Raw genomic sequence first — 23,812 nt, 5'->3', positions numbered from 1 at the left:
CGCTCGCGGGTTTCAGCGCAAATTTTTCCTCCTATCGAGTGGGACGGCGATTTGGACAAACGCGACCTGTCGACGATCTTTCGCGAGCGCCTGAAAATGCTCTTGACAAGGTCCGATTTGAACCAGTCAGCGTTCGCCGGTGCGGTTGGCATCGACCGTTCGGCACTGTCGCAGCTGCTCTCCGGCGGCTCGACCCGCCTTCCCCGTGCTGAAACGCTGCTTAACATCGCCGCCGAATTCAAAGTCTCGCTCGACTGGCTGCTCGGCCTCAGCCACGACGAGGGCGTCACCGGTGAAATCCGCGAGAGCCTTGAGATCGAGGAGGCGCCGGACGGCTTCGACCGCACGCTGCTGGCTCGCTGGCATGCCGAGGCGGCGGGAACGAAAATCCGCTACGTGCCGGCCGGCATTCCCGATCTTCTGCGCACCGAGGCGCTTGTCGACTACGAAGCCGTCATCGCCAACAAGAGCCGCGAGGCACAGGCCGGCGAAACGCAGTACCGCATCGACTACAACCGACGGCCCGAAACCGACATGGAAGTCTGTATGCCGCGCCACACGCTGGAGATCTTCGCGCGCGGGCTGGGCGTGTGGGACCGCTTTCCGGAAGCCGACCGCCACCAGCAACTCCTGCACATGGCGACACTGCTCGACGACCTCTATCCCACCTTCCGCCTGTTTCTCTATGACGGGCGGATGCGCTATTCGATCCCCTACACGATCTTCGGACCTTATCGCGCTGCCATTTACGTCGGCGACATGTATCTGGTGCTGAACGCCACGCAGCCGATCCGCATCCTGACCAGCCATTTCGACAATCTGATCCGTGCCGCGGACGTCAACGCGCATGAGGCGGCCAGCTTCACACGAAAGCTGGCGGAGATGCGATTTTGACCGGTTGTTTCCCGCGCCGACATTGACGTCACATAAAGAATTCTTTATATCGTTATCTCAATTATTCTCCGGGAAGGCGTATTCCACAATGACCAATCCGATCGACGCGCTGCTTGCCGAAAAGGGCGTCCTGCTCGCGGATGGCGCCACCGGCACCAATCTGTTCGCCATGGGCCTTGAGGCCGGCGAGGCTCCCGAGCTCTTGAACGAGACCGCTCCCGACACCATCACCAGCCTGCACCAGAACTTTGTCGATGCCGGCGCCGACATCATCCTGACCAACTCTTTTGGCGGCACCCGCCATCGGCTCAAGCTGCACCATGCGCAGGACCGGGTCTATGCGCTGAACAAGCGCGCCGCCGAGATCGCAAGCGCCGTTGCAAAAAAGGCAGGCCGCAAGGTGATCGTGGCCGGCTCGGTCGGCCCGACCGGCGAGTTGCTGGTACCGCTCGGCGCCATGACCTATGATGAGGCGGTCGAGGCCTTTGCCGAACAGATCGAAGGCCTGAAGGCCGGCGGCGCCGAAGTCGCCTGGATCGAGACCATGTCGGCGCCCGACGAGATCCGCGCTGCCGCCGAAGCCGCCATCCGCGTCGGCCTGCCGTATACCTATACCGGTTCCTTCGACACCGCCGGGCGTACCATGATGGGGTTGCTGCCAAAGGACATTTACGGCGTCGTCGATGGCCTGTCGCAGACGCCGCTCGGTGTCGGCGCCAATTGCGGCGTCGGCGCCTCCGACATTCTCGCCTCGCTGCTCGACATGACTGAGGCGAAGCCGGAAGCAACGGTGATCGTCAAGGGCAATTGCGGCATTCCCGAATTTCGCGGTGCCGAGATCTACTATTCGGGCACGCCCGAGCTGATGGCCGATTATGTGCGCCTAGCCGTCGATGCCGGCGCCAAGATCGTCGGCGGCTGCTGCGGTACCTCGTTCCAGCACCTTGCCGCCATGCGCAAGGCGCTCGATGCGCACACCAAGTCGGATCGCCCGACCGTCGAGCAGATCGTCGAACGCATCGGCCCGATGCGCAACAAGCAGGCTACGGTCAACGTCGCCGAGACCAGCGAAGCCCGCCGCGAGCGGCGCCGCGGACGCGCCTGACGCTTTCGTCTGCGACATGGTCCGCGCGAAGCAGTGCGGCCGCGAAAAAAAGGCCGGCAAGGTTTCCCTCGCCGGCCTGCCTCACCCGCCCGTAGGCCGGCTCCCCCTATCAGAACGATCCCATCTGAAAGAAACCGGCGGTCATTGCCACTACCGGTTACCGCCGAGCGCCGAGGCAAGGCGCACAAGCGAGAGGAACTCGGACCGGTATCCAAACGGGTCGGGTCCTCTGGCGGCGGTGGCAATCTGCATGATCTTGTCGTAGCCGAACTTCGCGGTCGCATCCTCGTCGCGCAGCTTCTGGCCGAAGGCAGCAACGGCAACGGAAAAACGCTGGTCGGTGCTGGCCTGGTCGAACGACGCCACCTCGTTGGCTGACGTCACTGGCGTGGTGATCAGCTTTGAAGTGTCCTCGTTCGGCAGCTTGTAGCGGATCTTGACGAAGGCATATTCGTCGGCATTGGCAACACCGCCATTGTTCACCGAGGCCTGGCCATAGCGCAGTTGATCAATCTGTTCGCCGCCGCTGCCCTTAGGCGTGATTTCGTAGATCGCTGTGACCGAATGGCCTGAGCCGATCTCGCCGGCGTCGACCCGGTCATTGTTGAAATCCTCGCGATTCAAGGCGCGGGTCTCGTAGCCGATCAGCCGGTACTCCGAAACCTTGTTCGGGTTGAACTCGACCTGGATCTTCACGTCCTTGGCGATGGTGAACAGTGTCGAGGAGGCATCCTCGACCAGTACCTTCTCGGCCTCCGCCAACGTATCGATATAGGCAGCGGTGCCATTGCCGTTCTGGGCGATGGTCTGCATCATCTGATCGTTCAGATTGTCGCGGCCGAAGCCGAACACCGACAGGAATACGCCTGTCTTGCGCTCCTTTTCGATCAGCCGCTTCAGATCGTCGTCGTCGGTCTGGCCGACATTGAAATCACCGTCGGTGGCGAGCATCACCCGATTGATGCCGTCCTTGACGAAGGATTTCTGCGCCAGCCGGTAGGCTTGCCTGATGCCGGCCTCGCCTGCCGTCGAGCCGCCCGATGTCAGATTGTCGATGGCAGCGAGGATCTTGTCCTTTTCCGAAGCCTTGGTGGGCTCCAGCACGGTACCGGCATCGCCCGCATAGGTGACGATCGAGACCGTGTCGTCAGGTCTCAGCTTGTTGACCAGCAGTCGGAAGGCCGACTGCAGGAGCGGCAGCTTGTCCTGCTCGTTCATCGAGCCCGACACATCGATCAGGAAGACCAGATTGGCCTTGGGCTGCTCGGCCGGCTTCACGTCGAAGCCCTTGATGGCGACGTGCATCAGCTTGGTGTGTTCGTTCCATGGCGTCGGCATGACGCTGACGGTCGAGTTGAACGGCGTCGAGGTGGAGTCCGGGCCTTTCCAGTCATAGGGGAAGTAGTTGACCATCTCCTCGACGCGCACCGTATCGGCTTGCGGAATAAAACCTTCCTTCAGCGAGCGCCGCACGAAGGAATAGGAAGCGGTGTCGACATCGATAGAGAACGTCGAGACCGGATCTTCCAGCGCGGCATGCACCGGATTGGTCTTGAAATTCTCGATGCGATCGCGGTTTTCCTCTTGCGGCAGCATCTGGTCGGCCGGCGCAGCGGCAGGCTGCTGTGCCATCAGCTTGGGCTCGGCAACCGTGCCAGGCATGCGTCCGACCCGCGCGCCGCCATCGACGGCCGGAGCCGCGGTGCTGGTGCCGCCATTCAGCACAAACTCGCCACTCTGCGCCGGTTCGGGAGCATTGCGGGTGAGCACGTCCTGCTGGGTCAACCCGCCGACTGCGGTCGATTCCGCTTTCGGCGGCGATGTCGGCGCCACAAGCGCCTCGCCGGCGTTACGGCTTTCGCTGTCGGCGTCCGCCTTCTTCTGCTTGTCTGCTTCGGCCACGACCGGCGGTTTGACGGCCGCCGGCTTGTCGGCCAGTGTCTCGGTGATCTTGTCGTCCCCGCCGAATTCGGGCCCGCTGAATGTGGATTCCCCAAGCATGTACATGGCAGCGTATCCGGCGATCGGCAGGGCAACGAGCCCGGCGATGGCCGGCGTGGCGAAGAGTTTCTTTTGCATGATTTCGCTCCAGAGCCTTTGTGCTCGCTCTGTGAGACGAAGCCCGCTTGCCGATCCTTGGGCGGCCGGTAAAGTTTTTTCTTCCATGTCATAGGCGCGCAGCGCGGCCTGGAGGGCACGCGCCTTTGCGTCCGCGTCCGGCGCCGGTGCCGCGATGTCGCGCAGTTTGTTGAGTTCGTTGTCGTCGACCATGGTCACACTTCCCCGGCTGAACGCATCAGCGTCTTCAGCCGTTTCTTCGCTTCATGGATGTGCCAGGAAACCGTCGTCTCCGAGATCGCCATCGCCTCGGCGGCGGCTGCATGGCTCAGCCCTTCGCCATAGACCAGCAGCACCGCGTCGCGCTGCTTGTCCGGCAGCTTGCGCACCGCCGCCCAGAGCGCCTCGGCCGGGTCTTCCGGCTCAGCCGAGATTTCCCCCGAAATCAGGACATAGGCGCCATAGGCATCGGTCTTGACCGTCTCGCGGGCGGTCTTGCGCATCATGTCGCGCGCCGCATTCAGCGTCATAGCGTAGAGCCATGTCGTGAAGACGCCGCTGCCATGATAGTCGCGGATCGCCCGGCCAAGCCGGACGCAGACTTCTTGGGCGATATCCTCGGCGTCGGCCTTTTTCCCGCACCAGCGATAGGCGGCGCGATAGACGAAACCGTAGTGCCTTTCGAGCAACTTGCCGAAAGCACCCCGATCTCCGCCCTTCGCCCGCCCGATCAGTTCAGCGTCGGAGGCTTCGCTTTCGTCCAGCATCATCGCCATCATTGCCTGTTGGACGAAGGCTAATGGCTGTTCCTTGGGGCGATGGAAAGAATTTTCTGGCGCGCCGTCACGTCGTAACGGTTGGCGTGCCCTGACCGAGCGTCTCCGCGAACAGCGTCGTCAGCCGCTTCCAGTGGCGCTCGGCGCCGGCTGCATCGAAGGCGCTGTGGTCCGGCACGCACCAGCCGTGCGCCATGCCGGCATAGTTCTCGATGACATGGTCGACCTCGGCCGCGCGCAGCGCTTCGGCCAGCCGCGCGGCTTGCGCGGGCGGAAAGCTGCGATCAGTGCCGGCCGTACCGATATAAACCCTTGCCTTGAGCGAAGCGGCCTTCCGGTGCGGACTGTCGGCGGCGTCACCAGCCAGATTGCCGCCGTGGAAACTGGCCGCGGCAACGATGCGGCCGGGATAGCTGGCCGCTGCGTTCAGTGCCCGCGCTCCACCCATGCAGCAGCCGACAATGCCGACCGGCCCGACGTGCGATAGATACCGGCGGTGACCGTCGCCGCAAGCTGTAGTGAGGCGATCTGCTTCAAGATTTCGTGCGGCATTCGGCGACGCTACAGACGCGCGAAGCTGCCATGTGAAAGGCCTGAACTTCGGCCGGATAGCGATAGTCGGTGCAGTAAGGACAGGCGTTGCGATCAAGGCAGCCGCCGGTCCGGCAGGGCTCGCCGTTTTGCCCGCGCACATGCGCCAGACAGGCTTCATGTGCAAAACCATCCGCAGAATAAGCCTCTACCGGACAGGATTTCAGGCAGGGTTTTTCCAGACATGTGTCGCAAAGGTGAATCATGTCGCGGGGTTCTTGGAGCGCAATTTCGTCTTCGAACAGCAGCGCGCCGCGATAGGCATGCCAGAGCCCATATTGCGGATGCATGAGAATGCCGAGCGGTGACGGCTTCAACCCCTCCGCACGCATCGCCCATTGCTGGAATGGCAGATAAGGCCTGTCGGACGGCGACACAGCGCGCGCCCCTAATTTTCCGGCCACCGCGCCGATCACTTCGCGCGACCATCTGTCGAGCGGATCGTCGATCGGCTGTGACCGTTTCTCCAACCAGTGCATAAAGTGCGGCCAAGGTGCGGCACCCGCCTGCCCCACCAGCAGGACGGATTTGGCGGTAGCGCCGGAGAGATCGGAAGGCGCCTTCTCAGCGCCTGCAAAATTGAAGCCGCCGCGAAGCACGAGACCGTGTGCGGAAAGTGCCGCCGCGATGGTTTCGACCATGCTGCGCTCGAGGATCATCCCTTCTTGTCCGGGTCGGAGAAGGCGCTCCGCCAGACTTCCTTGTGGATGATGTTGGCGACTTTAGCCCCGCCTGATTCGGGCTCCTTTCAGGTGAAGGCGTCGGCCATCGACGCCTTCTTCCTGGCAATGAAGTCCTTCAGCCCGTCGTCGATACCCGGATCGAGATGCGGCGCCTCGTAGCTTTCCAGCCAGCGGCGGGCGAGCTCGTTGGCGCGCTGCGGGGCGGTTTTTTCGCCTTCGGCCAGCCATTGCTCGTAAGAATTGTTGTCGGCAATGTTGGAACGATAGAATGCCGTCTGGAAATTGGCCTGGGTGTGATCGCAGCCGAGATAATGGCTGCCCGGGCCAACCTGGCGGATGGCGTCCATCGCCTGGCCGTTTTCCGACAGGTCGACGCCTTCGGAGAACTTCTGCGTCATGCCGAGCTGGTCGATATCCATCATGAACTTTTCGTAGCAGGAGGCGAGACCGCCCTCGAGCCAGCCGGCCGAATGCAGCACGAAATTGGTGCCGGCGAGGATCGTCGAGTTCAGCGTGTTGGCGCTCTCGTAGGCGGCCTGCGCATCGGGGATTTTTGAAGCACAGAGCGAACCGCCGGTGCGGAACGGCAGGCCGAGCCTGCGGGCAAGCTGTGCGGCGCCATACGAGACCAGCGACGGCTCCGGCGTGCCGAAAGTCGGCGCGCCCGACTGCATCGAGATCGACGAGGCGAAGGTGCCGAACAGCACCGGCGCACCCGGCCGGATCAGCTGTGTGAACGACGCCCCGGCCAGAACCTCGGCCAAAACCTGTGTCAGCGTGCCGGCGACCGTCACCGGGCTCATCGCACCGGCAAGGATGAACGGCGTGACGATACAGGCCTGATTGTGGCGCGAATAGACCTTCAGCGCTCCCAGCATGGTCTCGTCGAAGACCATCGGCGAGTTGGCATTGATCAGGCTGGTCAGCACCGTGTTGTTCTCGACGAAATCGTCACCAAACACGATCTTGGCCATCGCCACCGTGTCTTCGGCGCGCTCGGGCGCGGTCACCGAGCCCATGAACGGCTTGTCCGAATATTTGATATGGCTGTAGACCATGTCGAGATGCCGTTTGTTGACCGGCACGTCGACCGGCTCGCAAACCGTGCCGCCCGAATGGTGGATCGACGGCGCCATATAGGCGAGTTTCACGAAATTCCGGAAATCCTCGATCGTCGCATAGCGCCTGACGCCGTCGAGATCGCGCACGAAGGGCGGTCCATAGACTGGCGCGAACACTGTCGCGTTGCCGCCGATCTGCACCGAGCGCTCGCCGTTGCGAGCGTGCTGGGTGTAGACGGACGGAGCGGTCTTCAACAGCGAGCGGCAGAGGCCCTTGGGGAAATGCACCCGCTCGCCCTTGACGTCGGCGCCCGCCTCTTTCCAAAGCTTTAGCGCCTCGGCGTCGTCGCGGAAGATGATGCCGATCTCCTCCAGCACCGTGTCGGTGTTCTTTTCGATCAGCGCCAGCCCTTCCTCGTCCAGCACTTCATAGACGTTGATCTTGCGCTTGATATAGGTGAGCTGTGTGCCGGGGCCGCCGCCCGAACGTGCAGCCCGTCGGGCTGCGGCGCCACCGCTGGCAGCGCGTCCGCGCCGCGCGTTTGACGCTTCCTGATCGACCGGCGCGTTCTCACTCATAATCGTTCTTCCCTGGCTTTCGTTCTGGCCTTGATTTACTCCGGCCGGGCTCTTGTACCGGCCTGAAATCCGTTTGCGGCCGCATATTGCGGTCTCTGGCCGGATCGTAGCCATGCACCCTATTCGAAACGGCCCGCCAGCGCCAACGCCTGTCGCAAAATCGACAAGAATTCCAAGAGATTTACGGTCGCTTTCGTTTTGCGGGAAGTCGCAAATCAGCTATGGACAACCGGCCCATGCGGGTTAGGTATTGGCGCGATATTTTTTAAGCTGCCGCGATAGTTGTAGCCGGCAAGGAGCCTGAGAAAAAATGGCCGACGACGAGATCATCCTTTCGGAACTCTCCGACGACGAGTTGGTGCAGCAGATGCACGACGATCTTTATGACGGGTTGAAGGAAGAAATCGAGGAAGGCACCAATATCCTTCTCGAGCGCGGCTGGGCGCCTTACAAGGTGCTGACCGAGGCTCTGGTCGAAGGCATGCGCATCGTCGGTGAGGATTTCCGCGATGGCATCCTGTTCGTTCCCGAAGTGCTGCTGTCGGCCAACGCGATGAAGGCCGGCATGTTCATCCTGCGTCCGCTGCTTGTCGCCACTGGCGCGCCAAAGCAGGGCAAGATGGTGATCGGCACCGTCAAGGGCGACATCCACGATATCGGCAAGAACCTGGTCGGCATGATGATGGAAGGCGCCGGCTTCGATGTCATTGACCTCGGCATCAACAATGCGGTCGAAAAATATCTCGATGCCATCGAAAAGCACCAGCCCGACATTATCGGCATGTCAGCGCTACTGACGACGACCATGCCTTACATGAAGGTCGTCATCGATACGATGAAGGAAAAGGGCATTCGCGACGACTATGTTGTGCTGGTCGGCGGTGCGCCGCTCAACGAGGAATTCGGCAAAGCCGTCGGTGCCGACGCCTATTGCCGCGACGCCGCGGTGGCGGTCGAGACCGCCAAGGACTTCATGAAGCGCAAGCACAACGTCCGCGCTTCGGCCTGAGGTCAATAAGTCCGGCACCAACGAGAAAAGCCGCGCCTTGCAGTGCGGCTTTTTTATTCCCAAATGTTTAGAGCCGTGCGGATCAGGGTTTCTTGACGGTATCGTCAACAGCTTTAGCAGTGGATTTGATATCCTTACCGACGCCGCGCACCGTGTTGGCGCAGGCCGAAACAGCCAAGGCGCAGGCGAGAATAGCGATTGGCGCAACGCGGAACAATTTCATGAATGGTGTCTCCCTCAGCATATAAATTCGCTGGACAGCAACGAAGATGGATTAGACTGGTTCCATGACTACCGCGCGAAAACAACAATCCGATCAGGGCGACAGGCTGCTCGTCATCGCCTGCGGGATGATTGCGCGCGAGGTTTTGGCGGTCAAGGAGCAGCTTGGGCTCGACCATCTCGACCTGACCTGCCTGCCAGCGGAGTTCCACTTCTATCCGGACCGCATCGCGCCGGCCATGGACAAGGCAATCGAGAAGGCCAAGACCGACGGCTACAGACACATCTTCGTCGGCTATGCCGATTGCGGCACGGGTGGCTTGCTCGATCGGATCTGCGAGAAGCATGGCGTCGAGCGCATGGCCGGGCCGCATTGCTTTGCTTTCTACCAGGGCATGGATACCTATGCGAAGGTCGCCGATGATGACATGATGTCGTTCTACATGACCGATTTCCTCTGCCGGCAATTCGATGCCTTCTTCATGAAGCCGCTCGGCCTGGACAAGCACCCGGAGCTGATCAAGGACTATTTCGGCAACTACGAGAAGCTGATCTATATCGCTCAGACTGACGACCCGGAACTCGACAAGGTCGCCGAAAAGGCGGCGAAAATGCTCGGTCTCGCCTATGAGCGGCGCTCGACCGGCTATGGTGACCTGACGAAGGAACTGGCCAGCGCTGCAATCCTGGCTTGACGGTACTTCTAGGCAAGGCCTTCTTCAGCTTCGAGCCCGGCGAGCACATCGGCAAAGCTCGTCTTGCAGACGAAACCCAGCCGGTCCCTCGCTCGCGACGCATCGTAGACCCGGTCGATCGACGAAAAAATCGTCCAGCCTTTCTTCGCGTAGAGTGCCGGATAATCCGGAAAATAGCGTGCGACGACCGAGGGTGCATCGGCGATCAATGCCGCGCAATCCTCGGGCTGGAACGGTGTCGGTGCCGAAATGATGAAGATGTCGAAGCCCAATTGCGGTGCTTTCTCCAAGGCAGCGATATGGGCATCGGCAGCATCCTCCACCGTCAGCCGGCGAAACAAAAGCTCATTGGCTTTGGTGTTGGCGTCCGACTGTTCGATCACGTGCGCCATATCGTCTGCTTCGGGAAAGAACCGAGCGGTGCGCAGTACGATCGACGGAAGGCCGAACTGGAGCTGGTAAAGGCGACAAAGATGTTCCGCGGCAAGCTTGGTGACGCCATAGATGTTGCGTGGCTCCGGCGAAATGTCGTCCGTCAGCCATGCCGCCTTGCGCGCGCTTCCCGTGAAACCGGCGCGTATGGCCTCGGAAATCATCAGCGATGTCGTCGACGTAAACACGAAGCGCTGAACCGCGAATGCAGCGGCCGCATCGAGCAGGTTGAGCGTGCCGCGCACATTCGTCTCGACGAAATCCTCGTTGCGATAACGTTCGATGTCGGGCTTGTGCAGCGCGCCGCTGTGGATGATGGCCTCGATGCGGTTCTCCTCGACCGCCTGCATGACCAGGTCGCGATCGGCGACTGAGCCGACGATTGGAGTTTCCGAAGACGGAACGGGATCGAGGCCGGTGACGTCATGGCCGAGGGCCCGCAGGCGCGGTGCCAAGGCGCTGCCTAGCCAGCCCGACGATCCCGTCAGCAGGATCCGCATTCTTTCCACCTCGTTTCCGCTGTCGATGCCCAAGCACGGATGACAGAACGTGGCAAAACATTAAGGTATGCGTCAGACAAGAAAACGGGCTGCTCCAGCCATCAACAGGGAAACGCCACCGATGATCGCTCGCCTCATGTTTGCCGCAGCAACTGTTCTCTGCTTGACCATGCCCGCGTTCGCCGACGGCGAGGTGCAGAAGTTGATAACGGCTGCCGACAAGGCGCGGCTCGACAAATATGGCGAGACGCGCAAGGCAGCGCTTGACGAGGCGAAGGCCGGCGATCCAGCCGAGGTCAAGCAGCTCGACGCCTTGCTGGCAAAGCCGCTGGTTTCCTTCTCCGACAACGACCTGACCGGCAACTGGCAATGCCGCACCATCAAGGCTGGCGGATTGAGCCCGCTCGTCATCTATGGCTGGTTCAAATGCAAGGTGAGCGACGACGGTTCAGGCTGGAGACTGGAAAAGATCACCGGCTCGCAGCGCACCAAGGGCCGCTTCTTCGACGATGGCGAGAAACGCGCGATCTATCTTGGTTCCTTCTACGTCAACGACGATCCGGCAAAGCCCTACGGCAGCGGCCCGGAAAGCGATCAGGTCGGCTATGCCTTCCGCAACAGCGCCAGCGAATGGCGCATCGAGTTCCCGGCGCCCTATTACGAATCGAAGCTCGACATCCTCGAACTCAAGCCCTGAGCCCCGATCACCAAGGGTTAACCCGGTCAGCCTAGCATTCGCGCGCAAAGAACAGGTCTTTGCGGAGGTCGCGAACCATGGCACGGTCGAAACCAAACCAACGACCGATCGTCGTCGTCACCGAAGGCGGCTCGCATATCTGGGCGATCGTCAACGCGGTCGCCGATCAACTCGGGCCGGTCAGTGTTATCCTCGAAGCACCTGAATCCAAAAAGCAATTGCTTCTCGGACGGGCGCGACGGCAAGGCTGGGCCTCGGCCATCGGTCAACTCGGCACGATGATGCTGACCCGGCAAAACCGCAGCCGGGCGACACAATTTCAAGCTACGCGTTGCGGCAGGCGGCGTTCTCGCGCGACATCTGCGTCGAGGCGGTCAGAGATGCGCTGGCCGGCAAGCTCGGCACGGTCGAGCCCGGCCTGCCTTCGAAACAATGGTATCACCCGACGGTCTGGTCCTATCTCTGGACCGGGATAACGAACGGCGTCTGGTGACGCGCCGATTTACCGGATGCCCACCCGCCGCTAACATTGCATCATGAGCGACATCGATCACCGCACCATCATTGCCGGCCTTTCGGTCGAGGACCGTCGCGACCTCACCGCCAGGCTTGACCGGCCAGGCATTTTCCGGCTGGCCGCCCATGGCGGGCTGGTTATCCTGCTGGGCGCGTTGATCGCCGCCCGCATCCCGTTCTGGCCGCTTCTCGTCTTGCCGCAGGGAATCCTGATCGTCTTCTTCTTCACGCCGCTGCACGAGACCATCCATGAAACGGCGTTCAGGACGGCGTGGCTCAATCGCGCTGTTGCCGCCGTGGCCGGCTTCCTGATCCTGCTGCCGCCGGCATGGTTCCGCTATTTCCATTTCGCCCATCACCGCCATACGCACGACCCCGAAAACGACCCCGAACTGAGGGCGCCGAAGCCGGAGACCGTCAGCCAATATCTGCGCTATCTGTCGGGCGGCCCCTATTGGATCGCCATGGGCCGCGTGGTCGCAACCAATGCGGCTGGCCGCAATCGCGACGGCTTCGTACCGGAAAAGAGTCGCGGCAAGGTGGTTGCCGAAGCACGGCTGTTCCTTATCGGTTATGCGGTGTTGCTGGCCGCATCTCTCACCATACAGTCGGCGCTGCTGTTGTGGGTCTGGATCGTGCCGGTGCTGGTAGGACAGCCGTTTTTGCGGGCCTACCTGCTGGCCGAGCACGCGTTGTGCCCGCATGTCGCCAACATGCTCGAGAACACCCGCACCACCTTCACCAACAGGCTGGTGCGCTTCGTGGCCTGGAACATGCCATACCATTCGGAGCACCATTCCTATCCGGCCGTTCCCTTCCACCGCCTGCCGCGCTTCCATGAGATCGTCGCGGAGCATCTAGGCACGACCGAACGAGGTTACGTGCGTTTCCACAGGAAGCTGGTCGGCAGCTTCGATGGCCGCGCCGGCTGACCTGTGCTGAAAGACTCCGCTTTCAACCGCGGCCGTCGATTGCGTCGCTTTTGAAGGCCCCCGCGTCGTCCCATAACAAGCAGCCCAACAGCGCTTCCGGCAATGCTCGAAACCACTGCATTGGCCCAAAACATCGGAATCGATCTTTGGAGGGCACGATGCAGCGGAGTTAGATGGTAGAGCATCGTTTGTGCGTTCGATTGGACGCGCGGCGCTCTGCAGGAGCAGGAATTCATGGCCGATCTGATCGTCGTCTACTGGCGCGACATCCCCGCCCAGGTCATCGTCAAAAAGGGCCGGCAGAACGCCAAGCGCGAACTGCCGCTGCGCTTCACCGAGGCGATCGACATGTGCGCCATGCGCACCGGCGCCGGCGGCACCGACGACTATCTTGCCGAATGGCGCAAGGCAGAACCCATCCTAGTCGGTGACGATCTTGAAGCCGAGGCGGAGAAGGCTCTTCAGGAAATCGATGCGAAATACGACCGCGAGCGGCTGATAGCTCTGGTCAAGGCGGGCGGCAAAGAAAATGTCTGATCCCCAATCAATGCCGGCGACGACGGCTCAGACCGGCCTGACGCAGGCGACCATCGTCAGGAAGGCGGCGCCGAAATCCGACTACAAGCCGGCCGACGTGTCGCCGCAGCGGCGCGTGCAGCGTTCGTTTGCAGTGCGGCTTTGGTCGGTCCGGCATTCGCGGTTGCTCGAATGGTTTTACGCCAAATTCGCCGACATGTTTCTGCTCCTCCACCCGCTTTGGAAGGGCATCGGCTACAGCCGCGTCGAAGGACCGGTGAAATTCGTCGAAAAGCGCGTCAAGGGTTTCATGTTCGACTGCCGCATGTGCGGCCAGTGCATCCTTTCCTCGACCGGCATGTCGTGCCCGATGAACTGCCCTAAGCAATTGCGCAACGGCCCTTGTGGCGGTGTCCGCGCCAACGGCAATTGCGAGGTCGAGCCTGATATGCCCTGCGTCTGGGTTAAGGCCTGGGAAGGCTCGCGGAACATGGTGCATGGCGACAGGATTTTGGAGGTGCAGAAACCGGTCGACCAATCCTTGCGCGAGACCTCCGCGTGGCTGCGCGTCACCGCGCAGGCGGCGGCCGCCCGCGATGCGGCCCGGAACATTACCAACACTGGAGCGTCGGCATGATTGGCCGCCAGCCCGACGAGAATCCGGCCGGCATCCATTTGCCGCTCGATCCCCTGCCCGGCCACACCTCGCGTGGTCGCCTGGAGCGCGTATTGAGACGCGGCGAATTCGCAGTGACGACCGAGCTCAATCCGCCCGACAGCGCCGATCCGGAAGACGTCTACAACCGCGCCAGGATTTTCGACGGCTGGGTCGACGCCATCAATGCCGTCGACGCTTCCGGCGCCAACTGCCACATGTCGTCGGTCGGCATCTGCGCCCTCCTGACCCGCATGGGCTATGCCCCGATCATGCAGATCGCCTGCCGCGACCGGAACCGCATCGCCATCCAGGGCGACGTGCTTGGGGGTGCTGCGATGGGCGTCGCCAATATGCTCTGCCTGACCGGCGACGGCGTGCAGGCCGGCGACCAGCCCGGCGCCAAGCCGGTGTTCGATCTCGACTGCATGTCGCTGCTCGAAACCTGCCGTATCATGCGCGACAACGGAAAATTCCTGTCCGGCCGCAAATTGACGACCCCGCCGCAGCTTTTCCTTGGCGCGGCCATCAACCCGTTCGCGCCGCCGATCGATTTCCGGCCCTATCGGCTTGGCAAGAAGATCGCTGCCGGCGCGCAGTTCGTGCAGAGCCAGTATTGCTTCGACGTGCCGATGTTCCGTACCTACATGCAGAAGGTCCGCGATCTCGGCTATACCGAGAAATGCTTCATCCTGTGCGGCGTCGGGCCGCTGGCCTCGGCCAAGACGGCCAAATGGATCCGCTCCAACGTGCCGGGCATTCACATTCCCGATCAGATCGTCAAGCGCCTGGAAGGCGCTCAGGATCAGAAGAAGGAAGGTAAGCAGCTCTGCATCGACATCATCAATGAGGTGAAGGAAATTCCCGGTGTGTCCGGCGTTCATGTGATGGCCTATCGCCAGGAAGAATACGTCGCCGAGATCGTCGACGAATCCGGCGTGCTGAAGGGCCGCCGGCCATGGAAGCGCGAAATCCGCCGCGACGACCAGCTCGTTGCCGACCGGCTCGACCACATACTGCATGACGACCTCACCGAAACCCAGGTCGACATGGTCAAAACCGCGCATTGACAGCGCGAATCGTCAGCATTCGCTTGATCACAAACAGATAACGATATAAAGAACTCTTTATATCACGATGGAGAGATTTCATGACCCGCACCATCGTCGCATCGGCGACACGAGAAATCATCATCGGCTTCGATCAGCCCTTCTGCGTGATCGGCGAGCGCATCAATCCGACCGGCCGCAAAAAGCTCGCCGCCGAAATGATCGCCGGCAATTTTGAGACCGTCATCAAGGATGCGCTGGAGCAGGCCGCCTGCGGCGCGACCATGCTCGACGTCAACGCCGGCGTCACCGCAGTCGACCCCAACTCCACCGAGCCGGCGCTGCTGGTGCAGACGCTGGAGATCGTGCAGGGCCTGGTCGATCTGCCGCTGTCGATCGACTCCTCGGTGACCGCCGCGATCGAAGCGGCGCTGAAGGTCGCCAAGGGCCGGCCGCTGGTCAATTCCGTCACCGGCGAGGAGGAAAAGCTCGAAGCCATCCTGCCGCTGATCAAGAAATACAACGTTCCGGTCGTCGCCATTTCCAACGACGAGACCGGTATTTCGATGGACCCCGATGTGCGCTTTGCCGTCGCCAAGAAGATCGTTCAGCGCTGTGCCGACTTCGGCATTCCGGCGCATGACGTGGTCGTCGACCCGCTGGTCATGCCGATCGGCGCGCTTGGCGATGCCGGCCGCCAGGTATTTGCCTTGCTACGCCGGCTGCGCGAGGAGCTCAAGGTCAACACCACCTGCGGCCTCTCCAACATCTCGTTCGGCCTGCCGCACCGTCATGGCATCAACGCCGCCTTCATCCCGATGGTGATCGGCGCAGGCATGACCTCGGCGATCATGAACCCGGTGCGGCCGCAGGAAATGGAAGCGGTGCGCGGCGCCAACGTGCTGAACGGCACCGACGAGAACTGCACCAACTGGATCAGGACATACAAGGACTACAAGCCTGCTGAAGGCGGCCAGGCCGTTGCCGCCCGGACGCAGGTCAACGCGCCGGGCGATGGCAATGGCAATGGCGGACGCAGGCGCGGCGGCCGCGAAGCTCGGATGGCCCGGGGTTGAGCCATGGCTTGGCCGACACGATATGGGTTTACGACTGGGGAGGAACCGAAACACCGCGGCATCGCTGCCGTAGCCAAGACCCGAGCAGCGTAGAAAGTAAAGTCTGGAACGAATGAACTCTCCCGTCAACATCACTGATCCGCTCGTGCTGTTCATGCCGTCGGGCAAGCGCGGGCGGTTTCCGGTCGGCACGCCGGTTCTGGATGCCGCGCGCCAGCTTGGTGTCTACGTCGAGAGCGTGTGCGGCGGGCGTGCCACTTGCGGGCGTTGCCAGATCGAGGTGCAGGAAGGCAATTTCGCCAAGCACAAGATCGTCTCCTCCAACGATCACCTCTCGCCCAAGGGCGCCAAGGAAGAGCGCTACGAGCGCGTTCGCGGGCTCCCCGAGCGGCGCCGCCTGTCCTGCTCGGCACAGATCCTCGGCGATCTCGTCGTCGACGTGCCGCAGGACACCGTTATTAACGCGCAGACTATCCGCAAGGACGCCGATACCAGGGTCATCGCCCGCGATGCGGCTATCCGCATGTGCTATGTCGAGATCGAAGAACCCGACATGCACAAGCCGCTCGGCGACCTCGACCGTCTGAAGATCGCGCTGATGAAGGACTGGGGCCTCAAGAGCCTCGATTTCGATTTCCATCTGTTGCCGCAGGTGCAAGGCATTTTGCGCAAAGGCAACTGGGCCGCGACGGCCGCCATCCACAAGGACACCGACAGCGAGACCGCGCGGGTCATCGCTCTGTGGCCTGGCCTGAAGAACGAGGCGTACGGGCTTGCCTGCGATATCGGCTCGACCACGATCGCCATGCATCTGGTGTCGTTGCTGTCGGGTCGGGTCGCCGCCTCGTCGGGCACCTCCAATCCGCAGATCCGCTTCGGCGAGGATCTGATGAGCCGCGTCTCTTACGTGATGATGAACCCGGACGGCCGCGAAGGCATGACGGTCGCCGTGCGCGAGGCCATTTCGGGCCTCGTCGACAAGGTCTGCGCCGAAGGCAACGTCCAGCGTAACGATATCCTGGATTCCGTTTTCGTCGGTAATCCGATCATGCATCATCTGTTCCTCGGCATCGATCCGACCGAGCTCGGCGGCGCTCCCTTCGCGCTAGCCGTCTCCGGCGCCGTGCACATTAAGGCATCGGATATCGGCTTGAAACTCAACCAGGGCGCCAGGCTTTACATGCTGCCTTGCATTGCCGGCCATGTCGGCGCTGATGCGGCTGCAGTGACGTTGTCGGAAGGCCCGCACCGGCAGGACGAGATGATGCTGATCGTCGATGTCGGTACCAATGCCGAGATCGTGCTCGGCAATCGCCAGCGGGTCGTGGCGGCCTCCTCGCCAACCGGCCCGGCCTTCGAGGGTGCGGAAATCTCCGGTGGCCAGCGCGCCGCACCGGGTGCAATCGAGCGCGTCCGTATCGATCCCGAAACGCTGGAGCCGAAATACCGCGTCATCGGCTCGGAACTCTGGTCCGACGAGCCGGGCTTCCTCGACAGTGTGCAGGCGACCGGCGTCACTGGTATTTGCGGCTCCGGCATCATCGAGGTGGTCGCCGAGATGTACCTCGCCGGCATCATTTCCGAGGACGGCGTCGTCGATGGATCGCTGAGCGGCCACTCGCCTCGCGTTGTCGCCAATGGCCGCACCTTCTCCTATGTGCTGAAGGAAGGCGAGCCCAAGATCACCATTACCCAGACCGACGTGCGCGCCATCCAGCTTGCCAAGGCGGCGCTTTATGCCGGAACCAAGCTTTTGATGGAAAAGCAGCACACCGAACATGTCGACCGTATCCATTTTGCCGGTGCGTTCGGCTCGTTCATCGATCCGAAATACGCAATGGTGCTGGGCCTGATCCCGGATTGCGACCTCGACAAGGTCTCGGCCGTCGGCAATGCGGCCGGCGCCGGCGCCCGAATGGCGCTCCTGAACCGCGGCTATCGCCGCGAGATCGAGGAAACCGTCAGCAGGATCGAGAAGATCGAGACGGCGCTGGAGCCGAAATTCCAGGAACATTTCGTTTATGCCATGGCGCTCCCAAATAAGGTCGACCCGTTCCCCAAGCTGTCGGCGGCGGTGAAACTGCCGCCGCGCAAGACGGTGAGCGAAGACGGCATTGCCGGCGACGCTGCCCCGCGGCGGCGTTCGCGCGAAGGCCACGCCGCGCGGCGCGGGCGGGGATGACTCGCCTCCGCTCGGCTGTCAGCCTTTCAATTTTCATTTGTATGCAAATGTTTCCAGATCGCGCCGATCTGGAAACGAAATTGCGTTTTCGTGAAATCCGCCAGATACATGTGCGGAGCATTTAACCGGCATCGAACGGCAGGCAGAAACAGTTTTCGGCCACCGCAACGCTCCAAAGGAGATCAAGATGTCGATGTTCGGAAGCCTCGGCCGCTATGGTGCGGCCTTCAAGAAAACACGCGAAGCGCGCAAGTCGCTGCGCATCCTCAACAGCTTGCCGCCTGAGATCCAGAAGGACATTGGCTGGCCGGTGTCGCCGCGTTCAACCGAAAGGCAGCGGTCGGTCGGCTGGGGCATGCAGCGCGGATGAACTTCATCGACAAATGCAAGCTGCTTGGTATTCGCCGGGGCCGCAATGCGGCTCCGGCTGCACCCAGCAATTGGCTGCGCGCCGCACTCCCGCCGCGGCGCTGAGCTGCCCAGGTGGGCTGGCGACTTCATGGACCGAAGGCTTTATCGCCAGCTGGAGTCAAACCACCGTGTTGAGATTGCATAAATATTGACTTTTTTGGTGGCGACACAATCTTCAAAATAGTCGGGGGTTCTCTTAGTCGGCTCAGCCGAAGTCCGTGTATCTGCATGCCCAGTCTCAAAAGCCACGTCGTTTCGTTCGTGCTCAGGTACAGCCGTAAGAAGGCGTTTTCCAGCCCGGAGAACCTGCAGCGCTGGATCGCCTATGCGCGCAAGACGGAAAACCATCGGCCGCCTGCGTCGCTGCGGTCGCGCCTCGAGATCACAACCCGCACGATCAACGGCTTTCCCGTCTACGAGATCGCGCCCAAGGCTGGTGAGCGGAGGCGGATTCTCTACCTGCACGGCGGCGCTTACGTCTTTGAAATCACCCCCTATCATTGGCGGCTGATCGCCGACATGGCCGACCGCCTCGGGTTCGGCATCACCGTGCCGATCTATCCCATTGCTCCCGAACACGATTTCCACGCGATGTTCGGTATGGTCGGCGCCGTCTACCGCCAGATGTTCGGCGAAACCAGGGCAAATGACATCATCTTCATGGGCGATTCCGCCGGCGGAAACATGGCTGTCGTGCTGACCATGATGGCTGCGCAAGACGGCCTGCCCTTGCCATCACGCCACGTGCTGATTTCGCCCGGCCTCGACGTGTCGCTCGCCAACCCAGAAATGTATGAGGCCGAACGCAACGATCCGTGGCTGGGCATTGCCGGCGGCCGCGAGGCGATCCGGCTTTACAGCGCCGGCATAGATCCCACCGACTGGCGCATCAGCCCGGTTTACGGCGACCTGTCGGTGCTGCCCAAAACGCTGCTGCTGACCGGTTCACGCGATCTGCTCACCCCCGACAATCTGATCTTCGCGGAAAAGGCGCGCGCGGCCGGCGTCGAAATAGAGGTCGTCCACGAGCAAGGCATGTTCCATGTCTGGCCGTTGATCGACATGCCGGAGGCGCGGCGCGCGCGGGACAGCATCGTTGCGTTCTTGACCAACGAAACTGACAGTTATCATGCCAAGGCAGGAGAGTTGTCGCTGCAAAGGCCAGACCGCGACGGAACCCCTCGCGATCTGGTTGCGCCGCTCAGGTCGTAGTTTGGCTCAGAACTTCCCAGTTTCCCTGAACATCTCAAACGTCGCGCGGATATGGTCGGCGACTGCCTTCACCGGCGCGCTGGCGTCCGGCGTCACCACCATGGCGAGGTTGTAGGTGCCGATGTCTGGCATGCCGTCCTTCGGGCACAGCTCGACCATATCACTGCCGAGGAACGATTTCGGCAGCGGCGCGACTGCTAGATCCGCCATGATCGCGGCGCGCTGGCCGGCCGTGTGCGCGCTCATATAGGCGATACGGTAGTTGCGGCCCTCGCGGCCAAGTGCCTCCAATGCACCCGCCCGCCAGGCGCAGCCTTCTTCCCACAAGGAGACCGGCAGCGGCTCGCGCAGATGCGCACAGCCCCCCTTGGCACCGGCCCAGACGATAGGCTCGGTGAGCAGTACTTCGGCGCCGATCGCGCTGGTCTTGTATGAGTTGGTGAGCAGCGTGATGTCGAGTGCCCGATCGTCCATGCGACGGCGCAGGTTGACGCTCTGGTCGATGGTGACGTCGACCGCGATGGAAGGATGCGACTGTGCGAATCGCTTCAGCACATGCGGCAGCACACGTTCGCCATAATCGTCCGGCGAGCCGAGCCGCACCACCCCGACAATGTCTGGAATGATGAACTTCGACACCACCTCGCGATTGATCGACAGCAGCCGGCGCGCGTAGCCGAGCAGCATCTCGCCATCGGTGGTCAGCGTCACCGAACGGGCGTCGCGCGCGAACACCGAGCGGCCGAGAATGTCCTCCAGCTTCTTGATCTGCATGGAGACAGCCGACGGCGTGCGGAAGACCGCATTGGCCGCAGTGGTGAAGCTGCCGGTCTCGGCGATTGCAACGAAAGTGCGCAGAACGTCGAGATCGAGCAGCGGCAGCGGATGATTGAGTGGGGCGTTCATGGCAAGCGACCTTCAATTTTTCTGATGCAAACCATCATTCCATTTCGTTTGATTGAACATCAGTTTGGGAGGATAGTCAACTCCATCGAAGGCAGGACGCATCGAAGTGGTCCCGAAACAACCATGACACGGACCTGCAATCGACACGAAATGAAGCTGAAACAAACCCGGTGTACCGCCTGACGCTGCAAGCGCCGGGACAATCCCGGCCCAACGCGAAGGAGAATGAGATGTCTATCCTGTCATCCATCGGTCGGATCGCGACCGAGTTCAGCGAGGCCCGTGCCCGCTACCAGACGGAACGAGCCATCCGCGCGCTGCCGATTGAACTGCAGAAGGATATCGGCTGGCCCGAAGCTGCCGATGCCAAGACCGGCACTCGCCATGGTGTGGGATCTTGGGCTGGAGCAAAGTAAACCGTGTGTATCAACAGCTGAGGCCTGCCGCGCAGATCAGCCCGGCAGGCCTTTTTGTTTGTATTCAAATGATTTTCCCCGAGCCATGTCGCCGTCGCATGCCGCATATGAGCAAGTCGCATAGCAGCCCGCACTGGCAATCAACACATTGTAAATAATCGAAAATCCTGGGCAGGTTGCCCAAATTTGTCGCATTCCGTGTCGCTTTTCATATCAAGTGCTTCGCTTTTGCGATTTAGTTTCCCCTCACGTAAGCCTATATCATCATCAACAAACGAGCTGCCCCACTCCATCAAGCGAAGGCGACCCGTCTGAGCAACTGAATGGAGATGATCATGAAGCTTTTTGCCCGCCTCTTTGCCCGCCGCGAAATGAACCTGACGACCGCGCTCGAGCGCCAGCGCCTGGCCAACACCATGCCCGGCCAGACCGGGGCCATGGCTGCCGCGCGCCTCGGCTTCGTCGCCTGAGACAGCAATCCTGGCGGAAGCAGCCCAGCGCTGCTTCGAAGTCGATCCAGCGCCGCCTGGTTTTGCCGAGGCGGCGTTTTCGTGTGCGCAGACTGCGTAGGCTCGGTGGTCGATCCGGCGGCCTGTCACGTCCTTCGCCGCACAGCGATTGCCCATTTGCGACCCGTGTCGCAAATAAAGTCGCTCCGTTGCCATCTAGCCAATTGACAGGAAACGTCTTTCCTGATGTCGCTATGCTAATCGCGACATCCTGTTCGCGCCATTGCAGCGTGAGGATCTACCCGTGAACGTCGTAAAGCACCCGATCCGGCGATCGTTTGTATTCTTCCTGGTCCCCGATTTCACCATGATCGCCTTCGCGACGGCGCTCGATCCGTTGCGTTCGGCCAACCGCATGCTCGGCTATGAAGCCTATCGCTGGCGGCTCGCCAGTATCGACGGCAAGCCAGTGCGCGCCTCGAACGGTGTCGAATGCGCCGTCAACACCTCGCTGGAGGAAGAGCGCAAGAAAATGTCCGGACCGGACCGGCCGAACATGGCCATCGTCTGCAGCGGCATAAATGTCGAGCGCTACCAGAACAAATCGGCCTTTGCCTGGTTGCGCGAGGAGTACAATCGTGGCGTTGCCGTCGGCGGCCTGTGTACCGGCGCGCATATCCTGGCCGCAGCAGGCCTGTTGTCCAACAAGCGCTGTGCCATCCATTGGGAGAACCTGCCGGGCTTTTCCGAGGCGTTCCCCAAGGCCAATGTCTTCGCCGACCTCTTCGAGATCGACCAGAACATCTACACCTGCGCCGGCGGCACCGCCGCCCTCGATATGATGCTGAAGCTGATCGGCGACGATTTCGACGAGAGCCTCGTCAACCGTGTCTGCGAGCAGGTGCTGACCGATCGCGTGCGCAGCCCGACCGACCGCCAGCGCCTGCCGCTGCGCGCCCGCCTTGGCGTGCAGAATTCCAAGGTGCTGACCATTATCGAGCTGATGGAAGCCAATCTCTCCGAGCCGCTCTCGCTGATCGAGATCGCTGACCATGTCGACCTGTCGCGCCGGCAGATCGAGCGCCTGTTCCGCACCGAGATGGGGCGCTCCCCTGCCCGTTACTATCTGGAGATCCGCCTCGACCGCGCCCGGCACCTGCTGATCCAGTCGTCGTTGCCGGTCGTCGAAGTGGCGGTCGCCTGCGGCTTTGTTTCCGCCTCGCATTTCTCCAAATGCTATCGCGAGTTGTACGCCCGCTCGCCGCAACAGGAACGCGTCGACCGCAAGCAGCTTCTGGCGGCTTGATCGGGCACGTTTCGCGGGCGGCCGAAATTGTCATGACATTGTCTGGCGACATGTGGTATCCTTCAATCGAGAGGTATCAATGACGACCAGAACCACCAGATCGGAAAAACTGGACTTGCGCCTTACCCCCCAGGCAAAGCGTACACTCGCAACCGCCGCCGCGACTGAACGCCGTTCGCTCAGCGATTTCGTGCTTGAAAGCGCGCTTGCGCGAGCCGAAGAAACATTAGCCGACCGGCGCAGCTTCCATCTCGACGCCGAAAAATGGGTCGCGTTCATGGCAGCGCTCGACGCGCCAACGCGTGATCTCCCCCGCCTCAAGCGCCTATTGAACGAACCAAGCATCTTTTCCGGTCGCGATCCAGCGTGAGCGAATTCCAGATCGAGAAACTGGCCCGCAAGCATTTGGTGGACATGTTCGACTGCGGTGAAGAACCGCTCAATCGCTTTCTCGTACGCTATGCATTCCAAAACCAGCAAGCCAATGCTTCGCAGACCTACATTGGTCTCTCTGGCGAGGCTGTGATCGGCTTTTATACCCTGGTCGTTGGTGAGGTTAAACATGAGGGTGCGCCCGAACGATTGACAAAAGGTCTCGCACGCCATCCGGTGCCTGTAATGCTGCTGGCGCGTCTTGCGGTCAGTCTGGACTGGCAAGGCAAAGGCGTCGGCGGCGGACTGTTGCGCGATGCCGTTCTGCGCTGTTTGCAGGCGGCCGATATTGCAGGCATCCGCGCGGTCGTCGTCCACGCCAAGAACGACGGCGCCCGCACGTTTTACGAGCGCTACGGATTCGTGCAATCGCCGACGGACCCGCTGCATCTATACGTACTTATCAAGGACTTACGAAGTCTCTGAGCCGTTCAGGCGCCTTGCTGACCCGA

General features: G+C 61.6%; 25 protein-coding genes and 2 pseudogenes. 19 read left to right on the top strand and 8 right to left on the bottom strand.

What is annotated here, in order from left to right; translation table 11 throughout:
• Positions 1–51 precede the first annotated feature (51 nt).
• Both NKH80_RS21430 and bmt read left to right on the top strand, forming a co-directional pair.
• Positions 52–894, top strand: a complete 843-nt coding sequence (locus NKH80_RS21430; protein WP_254818179.1) for a helix-turn-helix domain-containing protein — start codon at positions 52–54, stop codon at positions 892–894.
• Positions 895–982: 88 nt separating this feature from the next.
• Complete coding sequence (gene bmt / locus NKH80_RS21425; RefSeq protein WP_352993320.1) at positions 983–1,999, top strand: betaine--homocysteine S-methyltransferase; 1,017 nt, start codon at positions 983–985, stop codon at positions 1,997–1,999.
• Between the two features lie 150 nt (positions 2,000–2,149).
• On the opposite strand, the gene NKH80_RS21420 is transcribed toward bmt, so the two are convergent.
• The 5 genes and pseudogenes from NKH80_RS21420 to NKH80_RS21400 all read right to left on the bottom strand — a co-directional run bounded on the left by NKH80_RS21420 (position 2,150) and on the right by NKH80_RS21400 (position 7,747).
• Positions 2,150–4,270 (bottom strand): vWA domain-containing protein, encoded by a 2,121-nt coding sequence (locus NKH80_RS21420; protein WP_352993318.1) that lies wholly within the window; start codon positions 4,268–4,270, stop codon positions 2,150–2,152.
• 2 nt (positions 4,271–4,272) lie between these two features.
• Positions 4,273–4,833: an RNA polymerase sigma factor gene (locus NKH80_RS21415; protein ID WP_352993341.1), complete on the bottom strand. Its 561-nt coding sequence runs from the start codon at positions 4,831–4,833 to the stop codon at positions 4,273–4,275.
• 67 nt (positions 4,834–4,900) lie between these two features.
• Positions 4,901–5,308, bottom strand: a pseudogene (locus tag NKH80_RS21410) (dienelactone hydrolase family protein); the annotation flags it as partial.
• A 58-nt stretch (positions 5,309–5,366) separates the two neighbouring features.
• Complete coding sequence (locus tag NKH80_RS21405; protein WP_352993316.1) at positions 5,367–6,083, bottom strand: hypothetical protein; 717 nt, start codon at positions 6,081–6,083, stop codon at positions 5,367–5,369.
• A gap of 89 nt (positions 6,084–6,172) precedes the next feature.
• Positions 6,173–7,747: a trimethylamine methyltransferase family protein gene (locus NKH80_RS21400; protein WP_254818174.1), complete on the bottom strand. Its 1,575-nt coding sequence runs from the start codon at positions 7,745–7,747 to the stop codon at positions 6,173–6,175.
• 310 nt (positions 7,748–8,057) lie between these two features.
• Between NKH80_RS21400 and NKH80_RS21395 the strand changes: the two genes are divergently transcribed.
• Positions 8,058–8,756, top strand: coding sequence for a cobalamin B12-binding domain-containing protein (locus NKH80_RS21395; protein ID WP_023676506.1), 699 nt, complete (start codon positions 8,058–8,060; stop codon positions 8,754–8,756).
• Between the two features lie 82 nt (positions 8,757–8,838).
• Here the strand turns inward: NKH80_RS21395 and NKH80_RS21390 are convergent, their stop codons facing one another.
• Positions 8,839–8,979, bottom strand: a complete 141-nt coding sequence (locus NKH80_RS21390) for an entericidin A/B family lipoprotein (protein ID WP_023676507.1) — start codon at positions 8,977–8,979, stop codon at positions 8,839–8,841.
• Positions 8,980–9,043: 64 nt separating this feature from the next.
• Between NKH80_RS21390 and NKH80_RS21385 the strand changes: the two genes are divergently transcribed.
• Positions 9,044–9,673: a DUF1638 domain-containing protein gene (locus NKH80_RS21385; RefSeq protein ID WP_254818173.1), complete on the top strand. Its 630-nt coding sequence runs from the start codon at positions 9,044–9,046 to the stop codon at positions 9,671–9,673.
• An 8-nt stretch (positions 9,674–9,681) separates the two neighbouring features.
• Here NKH80_RS21385 and NKH80_RS21380 read toward each other — a convergent pair whose 3' ends face one another.
• Positions 9,682–10,605: an NAD-dependent epimerase/dehydratase family protein gene (locus NKH80_RS21380; protein ID WP_352993314.1), complete on the bottom strand. Its 924-nt coding sequence runs from the start codon at positions 10,603–10,605 to the stop codon at positions 9,682–9,684.
• Between the two features lie 121 nt (positions 10,606–10,726).
• On the opposite strand from NKH80_RS21380, the gene NKH80_RS21375 reads away from it, so the two are divergent.
• The 10 genes and pseudogenes from NKH80_RS21375 (at position 10,727) to NKH80_RS21330 (ending at position 19,851) form a co-directional block, all read left to right on the top strand.
• Complete coding sequence (locus tag NKH80_RS21375; protein WP_352993312.1) at positions 10,727–11,302, top strand: DUF4893 domain-containing protein; 576 nt, start codon at positions 10,727–10,729, stop codon at positions 11,300–11,302.
• Between the two features lie 77 nt (positions 11,303–11,379).
• Positions 11,380–11,795, top strand: a pseudogene (locus tag NKH80_RS21370) (hypothetical protein).
• 43 nt (positions 11,796–11,838) lie between these two features.
• Positions 11,839–12,750, top strand: coding sequence for a fatty acid desaturase (locus tag NKH80_RS21365; RefSeq protein WP_352505749.1), 912 nt, complete (start codon positions 11,839–11,841; stop codon positions 12,748–12,750).
• Between the two features lie 234 nt (positions 12,751–12,984).
• The gene (locus tag NKH80_RS21360; protein ID WP_352505748.1) at positions 12,985–13,287 is read left to right on the top strand and encodes a virulence factor; all 303 of its coding nucleotides are present in this window, start codon (positions 12,985–12,987) and stop codon (positions 13,285–13,287) included.
• Positions 13,280–13,903, top strand: coding sequence for a methylenetetrahydrofolate reductase C-terminal domain-containing protein (locus tag NKH80_RS21355; RefSeq protein ID WP_352505747.1), 624 nt, complete (start codon positions 13,280–13,282; stop codon positions 13,901–13,903). Before NKH80_RS21360 ends, NKH80_RS21355 begins: the two co-directional genes overlap by 8 nt.
• A complete protein-coding gene (locus NKH80_RS21350) occupies positions 13,900–14,991 on the top strand; it encodes a methylenetetrahydrofolate reductase (RefSeq protein ID WP_352477600.1) in 1,092 nt (363 codons plus the stop codon). The genes NKH80_RS21355 and NKH80_RS21350 overlap by 4 nt, the downstream gene beginning before the upstream one ends.
• Positions 14,992–15,071: 80 nt before the next feature.
• Positions 15,072–16,046, top strand: a complete 975-nt coding sequence (locus tag NKH80_RS21345; RefSeq protein ID WP_352646919.1) for a methyltetrahydrofolate cobalamin methyltransferase — start codon at positions 15,072–15,074, stop codon at positions 16,044–16,046.
• 112 nt (positions 16,047–16,158) lie between these two features.
• Entirely contained in the window at positions 16,159–18,228 is a 2,070-nt protein-coding gene (locus NKH80_RS21340) for an ASKHA domain-containing protein (protein WP_352993310.1), read from the top strand.
• 187 nt (positions 18,229–18,415) lie between these two features.
• The gene (locus tag NKH80_RS21335) at positions 18,416–18,598 is read left to right on the top strand and encodes a hypothetical protein (RefSeq protein ID WP_352993308.1); all 183 of its coding nucleotides are present in this window, start codon (positions 18,416–18,418) and stop codon (positions 18,596–18,598) included.
• A gap of 269 nt (positions 18,599–18,867) precedes the next feature.
• The gene (locus NKH80_RS21330; protein ID WP_352993306.1) at positions 18,868–19,851 is read left to right on the top strand and encodes an alpha/beta hydrolase; all 984 of its coding nucleotides are present in this window, start codon (positions 18,868–18,870) and stop codon (positions 19,849–19,851) included.
• A 6-nt stretch (positions 19,852–19,857) separates the two neighbouring features.
• On the opposite strand, the gene NKH80_RS21325 is transcribed toward NKH80_RS21330, so the two are convergent.
• Positions 19,858–20,757, bottom strand: a complete 900-nt coding sequence (locus tag NKH80_RS21325; RefSeq protein ID WP_023676521.1) for a LysR substrate-binding domain-containing protein — start codon at positions 20,755–20,757, stop codon at positions 19,858–19,860.
• Positions 20,758–20,987: 230 nt separating this feature from the next.
• Between NKH80_RS21325 and NKH80_RS21320 the strand changes: the two genes are divergently transcribed.
• The 5 genes from NKH80_RS21320 (at position 20,988) to NKH80_RS21300 (ending at position 23,786) form a co-directional block, all read left to right on the top strand.
• Positions 20,988–21,173, top strand: a complete 186-nt coding sequence (locus NKH80_RS21320; RefSeq protein ID WP_023719925.1) for a hypothetical protein — start codon at positions 20,988–20,990, stop codon at positions 21,171–21,173.
• Positions 21,174–21,508: 335 nt separating this feature from the next.
• The gene (locus NKH80_RS21315; protein WP_013894968.1) at positions 21,509–21,643 is read left to right on the top strand and encodes a hypothetical protein; all 135 of its coding nucleotides are present in this window, start codon (positions 21,509–21,511) and stop codon (positions 21,641–21,643) included.
• 346 nt (positions 21,644–21,989) lie between these two features.
• Complete coding sequence (locus NKH80_RS21310; RefSeq protein ID WP_302895626.1) at positions 21,990–22,928, top strand: GlxA family transcriptional regulator; 939 nt, start codon at positions 21,990–21,992, stop codon at positions 22,926–22,928.
• A 79-nt stretch (positions 22,929–23,007) separates the two neighbouring features.
• A complete protein-coding gene (locus tag NKH80_RS21305) occupies positions 23,008–23,298 on the top strand; it encodes a type II toxin-antitoxin system TacA family antitoxin (protein WP_352477597.1) in 291 nt (96 codons plus the stop codon).
• Positions 23,295–23,786: a GNAT family N-acetyltransferase gene (locus NKH80_RS21300; RefSeq protein WP_352993304.1), complete on the top strand. Its 492-nt coding sequence runs from the start codon at positions 23,295–23,297 to the stop codon at positions 23,784–23,786. Before NKH80_RS21305 ends, NKH80_RS21300 begins: the two co-directional genes overlap by 4 nt.
• Positions 23,787–23,812: the final 26 nt, after the last annotated feature.

Source organism: Mesorhizobium sp. M0904 (assembly GCF_040319475.1).
Lineage (GTDB): Bacteria > Pseudomonadota > Alphaproteobacteria > Rhizobiales > Rhizobiaceae > Mesorhizobium.
The sequence above is the reverse complement of the archived record's forward strand: the minus strand, read 5'-3'. Positions and strand labels throughout refer to the sequence as shown.